This is a genomic window from Photorhabdus kayaii, from assembly GCF_025384895.1.
Classification (GTDB): domain Bacteria; phylum Pseudomonadota; class Gammaproteobacteria; order Enterobacterales; family Enterobacteriaceae; genus Photorhabdus; species Photorhabdus kayaii.
The window spans coordinates 1-14847 of sequence record NZ_JAJAFZ010000085.1 but is presented as its reverse complement, the minus strand read 5'-3'; the positions used below and the strand labels follow the sequence as shown (position 1 = coordinate 14847).

At 43.6% G+C, this 14847-nt stretch carries 14 protein-coding genes; 9 read left to right on the top strand and 5 right to left on the bottom strand.

What is annotated here, in order from left to right; translation table 11 throughout:
• Window positions 1-114: 114 nt before the first annotated feature.
• The gene (locus LGZ98_RS21110; RefSeq protein WP_113042889.1) at window positions 115-417 is read left to right on the top strand and encodes an NINE protein; all 303 of its coding nucleotides are present in this window, start codon (window positions 115-117) and stop codon (window positions 415-417) included.
• Between the two features lie 65 nt (window positions 418-482).
• On the opposite strand, the gene hemY is transcribed toward LGZ98_RS21110, so the two are convergent.
• Genes hemY through hemC form a run of 4 tightly spaced genes read right to left on the bottom strand, consistent with a single transcriptional unit; the run spans window position 483 to window position 4548 of the window.
• On the bottom strand, window positions 483-1721 hold the full coding sequence (hemY, locus tag LGZ98_RS21105; protein WP_113042891.1) for a protoheme IX biogenesis protein HemY: 1239 nt from the start codon (window positions 1719-1721) through the stop codon (window positions 483-485).
• Window positions 1722-1724: 3 nt separating this feature from the next.
• Window positions 1725-2849 carry a uroporphyrinogen-III C-methyltransferase gene (gene hemX, locus LGZ98_RS21100; RefSeq protein WP_113042893.1) on the bottom strand — a complete coding sequence of 375 codons (1125 nt, stop codon included), beginning with the start codon at window positions 2847-2849 and terminating at the stop codon, window positions 1725-1727.
• 20 nt (window positions 2850-2869) lie between these two features.
• Entirely contained in the window at window positions 2870-3610 is a 741-nt protein-coding gene (hemD, locus tag LGZ98_RS21095) for a uroporphyrinogen-III synthase (RefSeq protein ID WP_113042896.1), read from the bottom strand.
• On the bottom strand, window positions 3607-4548 hold the full coding sequence (gene hemC, locus LGZ98_RS21090) for a hydroxymethylbilane synthase (protein ID WP_262978538.1): 942 nt from the start codon (window positions 4546-4548) through the stop codon (window positions 3607-3609). The genes hemD and hemC overlap by 4 nt, the downstream gene beginning before the upstream one ends.
• Window positions 4549-5145: 597 nt before the next feature.
• Between hemC and LGZ98_RS21085 the strand changes: the two genes are divergently transcribed.
• Window positions 5146-7716: a class I adenylate cyclase gene (locus LGZ98_RS21085; protein WP_113042899.1), complete on the top strand. Its 2571-nt coding sequence runs from the start codon at window positions 5146-5148 to the stop codon at window positions 7714-7716.
• A gap of 28 nt (window positions 7717-7744) precedes the next feature.
• Here the strand turns inward: LGZ98_RS21085 and cyaY are convergent, their stop codons facing one another.
• Window positions 7745-8065, bottom strand: coding sequence for an iron donor protein CyaY (cyaY, locus tag LGZ98_RS21080; RefSeq protein WP_113042901.1), 321 nt, complete (start codon window positions 8063-8065; stop codon window positions 7745-7747).
• Window positions 8066-8143: 78 nt separating this feature from the next.
• On the opposite strand from cyaY, the gene lptM reads away from it, so the two are divergent.
• From lptM to corA, 7 genes are all read left to right on the top strand, one after another.
• A complete protein-coding gene (gene lptM / locus LGZ98_RS21075; protein ID WP_113042903.1) occupies window positions 8144-8338 on the top strand; it encodes an LPS translocon maturation chaperone LptM in 195 nt (64 codons plus the stop codon).
• Between the two features lie 48 nt (window positions 8339-8386).
• Window positions 8387-9211 (top strand): diaminopimelate epimerase, encoded by an 825-nt coding sequence (gene dapF / locus LGZ98_RS21070; protein ID WP_113042905.1) that lies wholly within the window; start codon window positions 8387-8389, stop codon window positions 9209-9211.
• Window positions 9212-9243: 32 nt separating this feature from the next.
• Window positions 9244-9948 carry a DUF484 domain-containing protein gene (locus LGZ98_RS21065; protein WP_113042907.1) on the top strand — a complete coding sequence of 235 codons (705 nt, stop codon included), beginning with the start codon at window positions 9244-9246 and terminating at the stop codon, window positions 9946-9948.
• Window positions 9948-10856: a tyrosine recombinase XerC gene (xerC, locus tag LGZ98_RS21060; protein ID WP_191214875.1), complete on the top strand. Its 909-nt coding sequence runs from the start codon at window positions 9948-9950 to the stop codon at window positions 10854-10856. The genes LGZ98_RS21065 and xerC overlap by 1 nt, the downstream gene beginning before the upstream one ends.
• The gene (gene yigB, locus LGZ98_RS21055; RefSeq protein WP_113042911.1) at window positions 10856-11572 is read left to right on the top strand and encodes a 5-amino-6-(5-phospho-D-ribitylamino)uracil phosphatase YigB; all 717 of its coding nucleotides are present in this window, start codon (window positions 10856-10858) and stop codon (window positions 11570-11572) included. Before xerC ends, yigB begins: the two co-directional genes overlap by 1 nt.
• Before the next feature lie 66 nt (window positions 11573-11638).
• Complete coding sequence (uvrD, locus tag LGZ98_RS21050) at window positions 11639-13801, top strand: DNA helicase II (protein WP_445260689.1); 2163 nt, start codon at window positions 11639-11641, stop codon at window positions 13799-13801.
• Between the two features lie 95 nt (window positions 13802-13896).
• Window positions 13897-14847: a magnesium/cobalt transporter CorA gene (gene corA, locus LGZ98_RS21045; RefSeq protein ID WP_112877284.1), complete on the top strand. Its 951-nt coding sequence runs from the start codon at window positions 13897-13899 to the stop codon at window positions 14845-14847.

Below are 14847 nucleotides of genomic sequence, written 5' to 3'. Positions count from 1 at the left end.
ACTGTTTAGGTATTACTGTCTAATATAAACAGAACTGAAAATATGATAGTTAGTTTTTTACTGTAAAATTGATTTAGTTATTTCATTTCTAAACTTATCTTAAGGGGAATATTGATGTCAAAAATGATGGGATGTCCTGGTTGTAGCCGAATGTTACATGAATCCGCACAATCATGCCCACATTGTGGCGCGATGATAAGGGCCTATTCTTCTGGTAGTCAAAGCCGCATTGTTGCTGCACTGTTGGCGTTTTTTCTTGGTTCCTTTGGCGCTCATAAATTTTATCTGGGCAAGATCGGTATGGGGATTTTATATCTGCTATTTTTCTGGACATTTATCCCTACACTTATCTCATTTATTGAATTTATTATTTATCTTTGCACTTCCGATGAAGATTTTGCTAAGAAATATGGTTAGAAAAATGCCCCGTGCGGGGCATTTTTAATCATCGGCATGAAGACTTGCTAATAATGGATGAGCGATCACGACATTACAGCACTATTACTATTAACGAGATCACTCTTCACGACATTACTTTCACGCTTTAAAGTGAGTACTAATCCCTCGCGACGAACTTGTGCGGCCTCTTCTGGTTTACGTAGTTTGTCCAATGCATCGGCTAACCAAGCATAATCATGTGCATCAGGACGTTGGGCTAATGCAGTTTTAAAGTCTTTTACTGCTTTTTCCCATTCTCCGTGGCGCAAAGCAACTTGTCCAAGTGTACTGTTTAACAGAGGGGTAGAACCATGTTGTTTTAACTGATGGTCCAATGCGTTTTGTATCGGCTTTGGATCTTCGCTTTTTAAGCGAGGGATCAATAAGAGTAAACGTTCGTCGTATTGACGTTTTAAACTTTCCAGGATGATCTTTTGTGCAGCTTCATGGTCATTACATTCAATCAAATGTTCAGATATTGCAACTTGCAACGCCACATCATGGCGAATTTTTCGGCTTTGATCGTGCCACCAACGTTTTAAACCTTCGCTGCCTTGTTCTGCCATGTACTGATTCATCAGACCGATATAGGCTTGCTGGCGCAATTTGTGAATTTGTAACTCATCATGTAGATGGATTTTTTCCATTACCGGTAGTATATCAATCAGTGACTGGTAAGCTCCTGATTTCATATAAGCCTGTTCAGCCAAGCGTAAGACTTCTGGATGACGTGAAGCTTGATTTAATAGCTTGTCTACACCATGACGGGCTGCGTGAACTTCACCTTGCGTGAGTTGAATACGTACACGGGTAATATCCACAGGCAACTGGTTATTATCTGCGACTTCTGCCGCGCGTTGTAAATATTGATTGGTACGAAATTCATCACCGCGTTGTTGGGCTGCTTCAGCCGCCAGTAAGTAGTTGACCACAGGTTGTTCTGCATGATCAGCGTTACGGGTCAGTAATTGCTCAACTTGTTTGAAATCGCCTTCTGCCAGTTTGAGCAACGCTGCTTTTGTTTGGGCATGGGCACGGCTGCGTTTGCGTCCAAGGAACCAGCCACGGGTACGTGAGCCTGTGCGTATAACTCTGCGGTAGCACCAACCAAAGAGGCAGAGTACCAGTTGTAAAAGAACAAATATAATGAACAGGCCGGTAACACTGGTTTCAATGTTGTAATTGTCAGTTTGAATCAGCACATATCCCTGATGGCCAGCAATTATCGGACCGAGCACAATACCAACAATGAGTACCACAAACAGTAATAGAACTTTCAGCATAACTTAACCCTCCTGATTAGTTTCAGAAGATTGGGAAAGTAAGCTACGAACCCGGGTTTGCATCAGTTTTTCCAGTAAAGGCTGGCTTGAAAGGTGGTCTGGCGCAGTTATGGAAACAGGCTGCTGGCTTAATGAATCAATTTCTTCCAGGAATGCTTTGGTATTGGGATCATTGATATCAAAGTAAGCTCTAACCCAAGTTGAAACTGTTTCTAATGATTGTTTAAAAACTTCACCTTGATGACGGGGTATTGCTTGGGCGGCAATCAACAGACGGGCTCGGATATTTTCTCGTAGATAGATATCTTGATTTGGTGCCAGTAATGGCTCTGCTGCGGTATCCCGGCGACGGATGGTAATGAAATTATCCATGAAACTCTTCCAGCTTTTGCTCAGATTCTGGCGCCATTCAGATAATGTACCGGTTAATTCATCATTATCTTCGTCCATTGGCGAACCATCGGTTGTATTGTCAGCCAGACGCAGGTTATCTACTTGGTTAGAAAGCTGATTAACTCGCAGGATAATGCCGTCAAAATCAATCTGACTAATGGCAGATAATGTACTGATGTCTTGTGTAATTGCACGACGGATTTCAATCAGGCTTGGATCATTCATTTCAGAGAGACTGGCATCTGCATTTTTCAGCAGAGCAGCGGCGGTGACTATATCTTGATCATTCCATAATTTCCGGCCTGCCATTTTGACCAGAAAATCAGCTTGTGCTAGTAGCCAGCTTTTTACATCAGAACTGGATAACGCAGAGATTTTGGCCTGTAACTCTTGTAGACTATGACCCAGTTGCTCATTTTGTGCGGAAAAATGGCTTAAAGTCTGTGATTGTTCTTTAAACAGCGCTTCAATATGCTGTTTATCCTGTGATTGTTGTTGTTTCAATGATTCCAGTTGTTGGCGTAGCTCGTGGTTCTCTGCACTCAATAAATGGCTTTGTTGCTGTCCGTAATAATAAAGACCGCCGCCGATTGCCAGCATGATTGCAATAGCAATAATGTTTTTTAGCGTACCAGAACGTTCTTGCTTTTGAGGCGCGGTTTCGAGCTGTTGCAAGTTTTCAACCGTAGTTTTTGTTTGTTCAACTGTCTCGGCGGACTGTTTTTGCTCCGTCATAGTGGGCATCCCATGTCAGTTTATTCTAGTGCCTGAATTAAGGCATCGTTATCTGCACTTTTTGCAACTTTAACATCTTGCCAGCCCAAGTTCCGGGCGGTATGTGCAAGACGCTCGCTTACCACAATCAGGTGGCAATGCAATAACCACCTATTTCGATCACTTTCAGGTATTAAGTTATATAATAGTTGCAGTATTTCGCCACTGGTTACAACTAAAGTTTGTACTCCATACTTTTGCCAGTGGGCACTGAATTCTGCTGCCGGGTAGTCTACTGGCTGGCGGAAATAACATTCACAATAATTAACTGTGGCACCTCTTTCTGTCAGCGTCCGGGCAATAAGTTCACGTCCGCCATTTCCTCTGAGCAGCAAAGCTTGTTTATTTTCAACCTGATGTAGTGATGGTAGTTTTAGCAAGATTTCGCTGGTCTCACCCTCTGATGACCAGATAACATTCATATCCGTTAGTTGATGAAAAGCCAGAGCGGTTGATCTGCCGATAGCATAATAAATCAGCTTGTTGGGCCATAAAAGATTAATTTTATTTAACTGAGAGTTTGCATAATAAACTGCATTTTTTGACAATAGAAATACCATATCACAGGTATTTAGATGGTTAAGCTTCTCAGCTAGCTGTGGCAGCTCTGAACCTGGGTGAATATTGATTAAAGGTGCGCTGAAAGCTGTTTTTCCCGCAGCCTGTAACTTTCTGACGAGTTCCTCTCCGGCAGGAGCAGGGCGAGTCACCAGAATACTCATGTGGGGGGATTTCCTCGATAAATTTTGGTTAGAATTTCCCGTGCTCCCCGTTCCAACAACTCTTCTGCCAATTCAACCCCTGCCTGGCAGGCATCTTTTGGGAAAGCCGTTCTCTCACCGCGAATAATAACGCTACCATCAGGTGCGCCAACTAATGCCCGTAACCAGATTTTCCCGTCCTGCCAGATAGCATAGCTACCTATTGGTACTTGGCAGCCTCCTTCCAGCCGGGTATTCATCGCACGTTCGGCAAGAACACAAGCTTCTGTATCATAGTGGTTTAATGGTGCTAACAGAGTTTGTGTTTGTTGGTCGTCAAGGCGGCATTCAATTCCTACCGCGCCTTGACCAACGGCAGGTAATGATTGTTCTGCCGTCAATGGCGTACGGATACGCTCATGCAGTTTTAACCTTTTCAATCCTGCGACGGCGAGGATGATTGCATCATAGTGACCATTATCCAACTTGCTCAGACGGGTTCCAACATTGCCCCGAAGGTCACGGACAATCAGATCAGGACGGAATACACGAAGTTGACACTGGCGGCGTAAACTTGATGTGCCAACGATGCTGCCTGTTGGCAATTCATCAAGAGAGTGATATTTCACAGAGACGAAAGCATCACGTGGATCATCACGTTCACAAATAGTGACCAGACCTAGCCCCTCAGGAAAAGAGATCGGGACGTCTTTCATTGAATGGACGGCGATATCGGCTCGGCCTTCAAGTAGAGCTAATTCTAACTCTTTGACAAATAGCCCTTTTCCTCCAATTTTTGCCAGAGGCGTGTCCAGAATAACATCGCCCTGGGTTACCATCGGAACCAGTTGAACTTCCAAATCTGGGTGACATTGTTGTAGTTTTTGTTGAACATACAGCGCCTGCCACATGGCTAGAGGGCTTTGTCGGGTTGCGATACGGATGGTTTTAGTTGACATAGATGTTTGTATTGCTCAGGCTTTTCAGCCGTCATATAAATGAAAAACATAGCACTCGTTTTAACACTTCATCACTTTTTTTTCCAGCCAGGAGGCTGAGAAGAAGAGATGCCAGTTATGTTAAAGCATAAAATAAATTTTAATTTTTAAATTATTTTTATATCTATAAAAATAGATTGATTTAATTATGAATTAACTTTTCAAATAACTTATTTCTGTAATTAAAGAATTCCGAATGGAAAAAATCATTAATTAAAATATAGCCAACGGAGTCATTTTTATAGGGTTGATGATAACAAGGTATTACGCGCATTAACTTGAAAAAATGGGCAGAGAAAATTTCTTTCGTATAAGAAAGTATAAACGGTATGGGTTTTTTGATTATTTCCATATATAACAATGTATTATTTGATTTTTCGTACGATAAGGCATCGAATTCAATTGCTTTACTGACTTTACGGTTTATCGACAAGGTGTTAAATTGATCACGTTTCCGGTAATAAATTGGTAAAAATCATTCTAAATAATTCCATCGAGCTATAACAGCCGGAAACGGGGGATTTATCTGGGCACTGGAACTCAATCGGGCGAGACGTCTTGTACCTTTATATCGAAACACTGAAGCAGAGACTGGATGCGATAAACCAACTCAGGTTAGAACGCGCTTCTACCGCCATGAGTGCGGAATTTAAACAGGTATACAGTTTACTGCCAGTATTATTGCATTATCATCATCCGATGATGCCAGGTTACATTAACGGTAATGTTCCTTATGGCGTATGTTTTTTCGTGCATGATGAAGCACAAAAATCTTATCTTAATGATTTAGAAAATAAATTAGATCACTTCATAGAACAGCCAGCCAATGGTGAACTTCCTATTACCGGTATTTACTCAATGGGCAGTACTTCATCAATCGGGCAGAGCGGTTGTTCTGATTTGGATATCTGGGTATGTCATCAGTCATGGCTTGATAATGATGAGCGCCTTTTGCTGCAACGTAAGTGTACTCTTATTGAACAGTGGGCGGCAGCGCTTAGTATTGAAGTCAATTTTTTTCTTATCGATGAAAACCGCTTTCGCCATAATGCGAGTGGTAGCCTCGGTGGTGAGAACTGCGGTTCTACTCAGCATATTCTGTTACTTGATGAATTTTATCGTACCGCTGTACGTATGGCGGGTAAGCGTTTGTTATGGGAAATGGTGCCCGTAGAAGAAGAACGCCATTATGATGAATATGTTTTATCGCTTTATGCGCAAGGTGTTCTGACGCCAAATGAGTGGCTTGATCTCGGTGGATTGAGTGAACTATCTGCTGAAGAGTACTTTGGCGCTAGCTTATGGCAACTCTATAAAAGTATCGATTCCCCTTATAAAGCCGTATTAAAAAGCTTGTTACTGGAAGCCTATTCTTGGGAATATCCCAATGGTAAGTTACTGGCAATGGAGATGAAACAGCGCCTACATGCGGGTGAAATAGTTTCCTTTGGCCTTGATGCATACAGCATGATGCTTGAGCGTGTTACCCGTTATCTGATAGAAATTAATGATACGACCCGTTTAGATCTAATACGTCGATGTTTTTATTTAAAAGTTTGTGAAAAGCTCTCTCTAAATCAAGATGATAAAGGCTGCATTGGCTGGCGACGTCAGGTTTTGACCCAATTGGTCTATGAGTGGAAATGGGATCCAGAACGGTTGAAAATTTTGGATAACCGCAACTCATGGAAAATTGAACAGGTTCGTGATGCGCATAATGAACTGCTCGATACCATGATGCAGAGCTATCGTAATCTTATCCGTTTTGCCCGCCGTAATAATCTGAGTGTCAGTGCCAGTCCACAGGATATTGGTGTGCTGACGCGTAAACTTTATGCTGCATTTGAAGCATTGCCAGGGAAAGTAACGCTGGTTAATCCGCAAATTTCGCCAGACCTATCAGAGAAAAATTTAACATTTATTTATGTCCCTCAAGGACGTGCAAACCGTAGCGGTTGGTATCTCTACAATCAGGCTCCGGCTATTGGATCGATCATTGGTCATCAACCTCTGGAATATAATCGTTATCTCAATAAACTGGTGTCGTGGACCTACTTTAACGGTTTATTAACAGAAAAATCGTGTATTCATATTCATCATGGCGAAACTCAATGTGATGAGCTGAAGTTGCATGAATTGATTAATGATATTTCTACTCATTTTCCCATCCGTCTGCCATCACCGACACCGAAAGCACTCTATAGCCCATGTGAAATTCGCCATTTGGCAATTATTGTCAATCTGGAGAAAGATCCGACCGCTGAATTCTCCAATCAGGTTGTACATTTTGATTTCCGTAAGCTTGATGTATTCAGTTTTGGTGAATCGCAACAGTGTTTGGTAGAAAGCATTGACTTACTTTATCGTAATTCATGGAATGAAGTGAGGACTTTACACTTTAGTGGTGGGCAATCTGTGCTGGAAGCGTTGAAGACCATACTGGGTAAAATGCATCAAGATGCTGCACCGCCAGCGGCTGTTGAAGTGTTCTGTTACAGCGAACATTTACGAGGGCTTATCCGAACCCGCATCCAGCAACTGGTATCTGAATGTATTGAATTACGTTTATCCAGCAATCGTCAGGACCCTGGTCGTTTTAAAGCATTACGTATTGCTGGTCAGACTTGGGGGCTGTTCTTTGAACGTCTTAACGTATCTGTGCAGAAATTGGAAAATGCCGTGGAATTCTATGGGGCAATTTCTAATAACAAATTGCATGGGTTGCCGGTGAAAATTAATACCAAAGAGACACATTTGCCCGCGGTGGTTGATGGCTTTGCCAGTGAGGGAATTATTCAATTTTTCTTCGAAAATACGCAAGATAATCAAGGTTTTAATATTTATATTCTGGATGAAACCAACCGGGTAGAAATTTATTCTCATTGTGAGGGAAGTAAGGAAGAATTGGTACGTGACGTCAGTCGGTTTTATTCTTCATCTCATGATCGGTTTACCTACGGATCAAGTTTTATCAACTTTAACTTGCCACAGTTTTATCAGATTGTGCAAATGAAAGGCCAGATTCAGGTGATTCCATTTAGTGAATCATCTTTTTCACATTTGTGTGTGGCTCATGATGGGGAAAATGAAGAGCAGCCAGAACCTTATCGTTCTGTGTCACATTACTGATTTACCCCGCGGTGCGGGGTAGGTTCAATTATGGAAAACTGAACTGCTCGCCACTTTGTTCGGTGATGGCGTGTGCTAGCATGGTTAAAAAATTGTCACCGCTGCGGTCACAAATCCACTGACCTTCTTTGTAGTCAAAATGATAACCACCGCCTTTGGTTGCCAACCAGATTTGATGGAAAGGTTCCTGGCGATTGATAATAATTTTGCTGTCATTATCAAAGCTCAGGGTCATGACGCCGCCATTGGTTTCACAGTCGATATCAGCATTGCCATCATAATTATCTAACTGCCCTTCGATATAAAGTATCAGTTGGTCAGCTAACTGGTGAAATTCACTGTCGTTCATCTTCATTTCCTATTTGCTTTTCGAGGTCTAACTGCGATTATAGAGAATATTGACGTATGAATTACAGGCATTAATGCAATGAAGAAAAAATTACGCGGATTTCTGGCTATCATAACCTTATTTGTACTTTCCGGCTGTGGACTGAAAGGTCCTCTCTATTTTCCTCCAGAACAACCATCGACAGAGAAGGCGACAACTGCGTCTCAGATTTCCCCGAATACTGGGCAGCAAGAGCAGCAAGGGCAGAAAGTGGATAGCACCTCTCAGAAATAAGCGAGATAAGCCGATAGTCAGTAGCTACGGTTTACGGTGGAGCATTATATGCAGTTCTCCAAAATGCATGGTCTAGGTAATGACTTTATGGTCGTTGATGCTGTGACCCAAAATGTTTATTTCTCACCAGAATTGATCTGCCGTTTGGCAGATAGACATACTGGTGTGGGCTTCGATCAATTATTAATTGTTGAAGCACCTTATGATCCGGATATGGATTTTCACTATCGCATTTTTAATGCTGACGGTAGTGAAGTTGCACAGTGTGGCAATGGAGCGCGTTGTTTTGCCCGTTTTGTCCGCCTTAAAGGATTAATTAATAAGCGTGATATTAAAGTCAGCACGCAATCGGGGCGGATGCTGCTGAGCATCACCAATGATGATCAGGTTTGCGTTAATATGGGGGAACCTGAATTTGAGCCGCATCATGTACCATTTCGTGCGTTAAGGGCGGAAAAAACCTATATTTTACGGGTAGTAGAAAGAACCGTTCTTTGTGGTGTTGTCTCTATGGGGAATCCTCATTGTGTGATTCAAGTGTCAGACGTGGAAACGGCTGAAGTAGATATTTTGGGGTCAGCTTTGGAAAGCTACGAAAGATTTCCTGAACGGGCGAATATTGGTTTCATGCAAATTTTAAACCGTGGTCATATCCGCTTACGGGTTTATGAACGTGGTGTTGGGGAAACCCAAGCTTGTGGCAGTGGTGCTTGTGCAGCGGTTGCAGTGGGTATTCAGCAGCAATTGCTCGACAATCACGTTCGGGTAGATTTGCCGGGAGGTTCACTGTTTATTTGTTGGGATGGGCCGGGAAAACCGCTCTATATGACGGGACCGGCGATGCATGTTTATGATGGCACAATTCATCTGTAATCGATTCTGTTTTGAGCTGCGGGGCATTGGAGATGGAGAAAAAAGAAGAGCAGTTAAACATCAATGACATACTTGATGATCAGACTGTTGTGGATTATTTATTGGAAAACCCCAATTTCTTTATCCGTAATGCATGTGTCGTTGAACAGATGCGGGTTCCTCATCCGGTAAGAGAAACGATTTCTTTGGTTGAATGGTATATGAGCCGCCAGAGAACGCGTATTGCTTATCTGGAAGAAGATATAACGCTGCTCATGGAGCAGGCTAGAGTGAATGAACAACTGTTTGAGCAGTTGCTTAAATTACTTGTTAATTTGGTTGCGGCAGAGAGCTTGCAAGATATGCTTAGTCGGTTAAGTTTATGGGCTAAGAATATGGGACTAAATAGTGCCAGTATCCGTCTTTTCAATGATAAATGGCATATTGGCGCACCACTTGATGCGCCTGATTTAGCGCTTTCTCGCAATGCTTTTGAACCAATCCGTATTCAGCGTTTTGGTAATAAAAACCACTATCTCGGTATGCTAAATGGGCCGGAAATTCTATTGCTGTTGCCGCAAGTTCGGCATGTCGGTTCGGTTGCCGTCTCTCTACTGGGAACGAGGGGCGAACTGGGTATGGTGATATTTAACAGTCGGAATCATCAACATTATCAAGAAGGCATGGGAACTGACATGCTTGAGCATCTGGCTAAGTTATTGCCGGATATATTGTCTCGTTGGATTAAACGAATATGATGCAGGAAATTGACCGGTTACTGGAGCCGATTGAGGCATTTTTGCGGTATCTCAGGGTAGAGCGTCGGTTAAGTCCAGTGACTATCATCAATTATCGTCGTCAGCTTGTCACATTGGCTGAGATGGTTTTAGAAATGGGTGTCAGCCAATGGAAAGATCTTGATCCAGTGAAAGTGAGGATGTTGGTAACACGTAGTCGTCGGGCTGGCTTACAGTCAGCTAGCTTGGCGTTGCGTTTATCTTCCTTGCGTAGTTTCCTTGATTGGCTGGTGACTCAAGGGGACATTTCCGTTAACCCGAGTAAAACCGTCAGCACGCCGGGAACCAAGCGTCATTTGCCGAAAAATATCGATGTGGATGAAGTGAACCAGCTGCTGAATATCAATTTTAATGATCCATTATCGGTGCGTGACCGGACGATGTTGGAAGTGATGTATGGTGCTGGATTACGTTTGTCGGAGTTGGTGAGCCTTGATTGCCCGCATCTGGAGCTTGAAAGTGGAGAAGTATGGGTTTCAGGTAAAGGCAGTAAAGAGCGGAAGGTGCCTTTGGGACATACTGCGGTTGAATGGCTTAATCGTTGGTTGGCAATGCGGGAACTATTCGAGCCGGAGGATAATGCTGTTTTTGTCTCAAAGAGTGGGCGGCGGATATCAACCCGTAATGTACAAAAACGGTTTGCTCAGTGGGGAATACGCCAGGGAATAAGTAGTCATATTCATCCTCATAAATTGCGCCACTCTTTTGCCACTCATATTCTGGAATCCAGCGGTGATTTGCGCGCAGTTCAGGAATTACTTGGTCATGCCAGCCTATCTTCCACACAAATCTATACTCATTTGGATTTCCAGCATTTGACAAAAGTGTATGATGTAGCCCATCCCAGAGCCAAACGGGGGAAATCGTAATGCGTTTTTACCGGCCTCTTGCGCCAGTGTTAGCGATGACATTTGATCTGGATGATACGCTGTATGATAATCATCCAGTCATGGATAAAACGGAAGAGGAAGTACTGAATTTTGTACGGCGGTATGATCCTAGGTTCAGTCATCTTAATCATCAGGATCTATGCGCTTTCCGTGAATTGACACTTGAGCAGTATCCTGAAATTTGTCATGACATGACTTTATGGCGCTGGCACTCCTCAAAGTTGATGTTTTGCTATTACGGTTTTAGCCGTGAAGATGCTGATCGGGGGGCAGATGATGTCATGGCGCATTTCACCCTCTGGCGTAATCGGATTGATATTCCTGAATCAACACATAAGACCCTGACGGCACTTGCTGAACAGATGCCACTAGTAGCCATTACTAATGGCAATGCAGAACCCGCTGCTTGTGGCCTTGCCCCTTATTTTAAATTTGTGCTGAAAGCTGGCCCTGATGGGCGTGCAAAACCTTGCAGTGATATGTACTGTTTGGCTGCGGATCGTCTGGGTTTAGCGCTTGGGCAAATCTTACATGTCGGTGATGACTTGAATACTGATGTGGCAGGGGCACTGCGTAGTGGTATGCAAGCTTGCTGGATGAATACTAAGAATAAAAAACGATTGCAGACGATGGAAAGCTGCCTACTGCCTCACATTGAGATTTACGATTTGGCTTCTTTGACAGCATTGATATAATCAAGAAATTATTCTGTATAAAAACACAGCAACCTCTGGGTGCTGTCTAATCAATCGATGGTAACTATGGACGTCTCCTATCTGCTCGAAAGTCTGAATGACAAACAACGGGAAGCGGTAGCTGCTTCGCGGACTAATATGTTGGTATTAGCAGGCGCGGGGAGTGGTAAAACCCGGGTTCTGGTACATCGAATTGCTTGGTTGTTATCGGTGGAGAAAGCTTCGCCATTTTCCATTATGGCCGTGACCTTCACCAATAAAGCGGCTGCGGAGATGCGTCATCGGATTGAAAACTTGATCGGTACCAGTCAAGGTGGAATGTGGATTGGTACGTTTCACGGTTTGGCTCATCGTTTGTTACGAGCCCATCATCTGGATGCTAATTTGCCACAGGATTTTCAGATTCTTGACAGTGAAGATCAAAATCGCCTACTTAAACGCATTATCAAAGCGATGAATCTGGATGATAAACAATGGCCAGCTCGTCAAGGCATGTGGTACATCAATGGTAAAAAAGATGAAGGATTGCGGCCACAGCATATTGAAAGTTATGGCAACCCTGTTGAGGCGACATGGCAGAAAATTTATCAGGCTTACCAAGAGGCTTGTGATCGGGCCGGGCTAGTGGATTTTGCTGAGCTTTTACTGCGAGCTCATGAGTTGTGGCTGAATAAACCTCAGATCCTGCAACATTACCGTGGCCGCTTTACTAATATTCTAGTGGATGAGTTTCAGGACACTAACAGTATTCAATATGCTTGGATCCATCTGTTGGCAGGGGAAACAGGCAAAGTGATGATTGTCGGGGATGATGATCAATCTATTTATGGTTGGCGTGGGGCTCAAGTTGAGAACATTCAGCGTTTTCTGAAAGATTTTTCCGGCGCTGAAACTATCCGTTTGGAGCAGAATTACCGTTCCACCAGTAATATTCTGAAAGTTGCCAATACGCTGATTGCTAATAATAGTGATCGTCTGGGTAAAAATCTGTGGACTGATGGTATAGAGGGTGAGCCCATCTCCCTTTATTGTGCATTTAATGAACTGGATGAAGCCCGTTATGTGGTCGGCCGGATAAAAAATTGGCTTGAAAATGGTGGTGCCCTGAAAAACTGTGCCATACTTTACCGCAGCAACGCTCAGTCCCGTGTACTGGAAGAGGCGCTGTTACAGGCATCAATGCCATACCGTATTTATGGTGGTCAACGATTCTTTGAACGTCAGGAAATTAAAGATGCACTGGCTTACCTGCGTTTGATTGCCAATCGTCATGACGACGCGGCGTTTGAACGTGTGGTGAATACGCCTACCCGTGGTATTGGTGACAGAACTTTAGATATTGTGCGTCAAGCGGCTCGTGAACGGCAGCAAACGATGTGGGACTGTTGTCAGATATTGCTTCAAGAGAAAGTGCTGGCTGGGCGTGCCGCTGCTTCCTTACAGCGTTTTATTGAACTGATTGACGCATTATCGACAGGAACAGAAGATATGCCATTGCATGTTCAGACTGACAGGGTTATCCGTGATTCTGGCCTGCGGGCAATGTATCAGCAGGAAAAAGGTGAAAAAGCGCAGGCGCGTATTGAAAACCTTGAAGAGCTTGTCACGGCGACTCGCCAGTTTAGCTATCAGGAAGAGGATGAAGATTTTACGCCATTGCAGGCGTTTCTTTCCCATGCCGCGCTGGAATCGGGAGAAGGGCAGGCCGATGCCTACCAAGATTCGGTGCAACTGATGACATTACATTCGGCTAAAGGACTGGAATTCCCACAGGTATTTATTGTTGGCATGGAAGAAGGCATGTTCCCAAGCCAGATGTCGATTGAAGAAGGTGGACGTTTGGAAGAGGAGCGTCGTTTGGCTTATGTGGGGCTGACACGTGCAATGGAAAAGCTGACCATCACTTATGCCGAAAGTCGTCGTTTATATGGCAAAGAGGTTTATCATCGGCCATCTCGTTTTATTGGGGAACTGCCGTCAGAATGTATTGAAGAAGTTCGGTTACGTGCGACAGTATCTCGTCCAGTTAGCCATAGTCGGTTAGGTACACCAATTAGCTCCAATGATAGCGGTTATGCTCTTGGGCAACGTGTTCGTCATCCTAAATTTGGTGAAGGAACCATTATCAATATGGAGGGGAGTGGTGAAAATAGCCGATTGCAAATCGCGTTTCAAGGGGAAGGGATTAAGTGGCTGGTTGCTGCTTATGCCAGACTTGAAATGGTCTGAAAATAATATCCAGGTTGAATGTTGACAGGCTTTTTCTTCTAAGCGTAACATTCGCGCCTTACGATCACGTAGGGAGTAAAGGAGACTTATGATACATGCTGAGCGCATTTAAGTTAGAGAATAATCGCCTGCTCCGTCTTGAATTTGAAGAGGGAGAAAAGTTATCTGATTCCTTATGGGTAGATTTGGTTGAGCCGGAAGAACAAGACAGGCTGCAAGTTCAAAATGAATTAGGCCAAATTCTGGCAACCCGACCGGAACTGGATGACATTGAGGCGTCGGCGCGTTTTTTTGAAGATGAAGACGGGATACACGTCCACTCATTTTTTTACTTTGAAGACGCGGAAGACCATGCTGGCAACGCAACAGTTGCATTTACTATTCGTGATGGTCGTCTCTATACGTTGCGAGAGCGGGAGCTCCCTGCGTTCCGATTGTATCGTATGCGTGCTCGTAATCAGACATTAGTCGATGGTAATGCTTATGAAGTGCTAATGGATCTGTTTGAAACCAAGATTGAACAGTTGGCTGATGTTATCGAAAATATTTACAGCGTACTGGAATCCCTGAGCCGGGTCATTATGGAAGGGAAACAGGGTGATGAGTTTGATATTGCCTTGTCCAGTCTTGCTGAACAGGAAGATATTAGCTGGAAGGTTCGCTTATGTCTTATGGATACACAGCGTGCGCTTAACTTCTTGGTGCGACGGGCCCGTTTGCCGGGAGCTCAACTAGAGCAGGCCCGTGAAATCTTGCGGGATATTGAATCACTGTTGCCACATAATGAATCTTTGTTTCAAAAAGTTAATTTCTTGATGCAGGCGGCAATGGGTTTTATCAATATTGAACAGAGCAGAATTATCAAAATCTTCTCGGTTGTCTCTGTGGTATTCCTGCCGCCAACGCTGGTGGCTTCCAGTTATGGTATGAACTTTGAATTTATGCCGGAGTTACACTGGACATTTGGTTATCCGGGCGCAATTGGTTTAATGATTGCGGCCGGCCTTGCACCGTATCTCTATTTTAAGCGGAAGAATTGGCTTTAA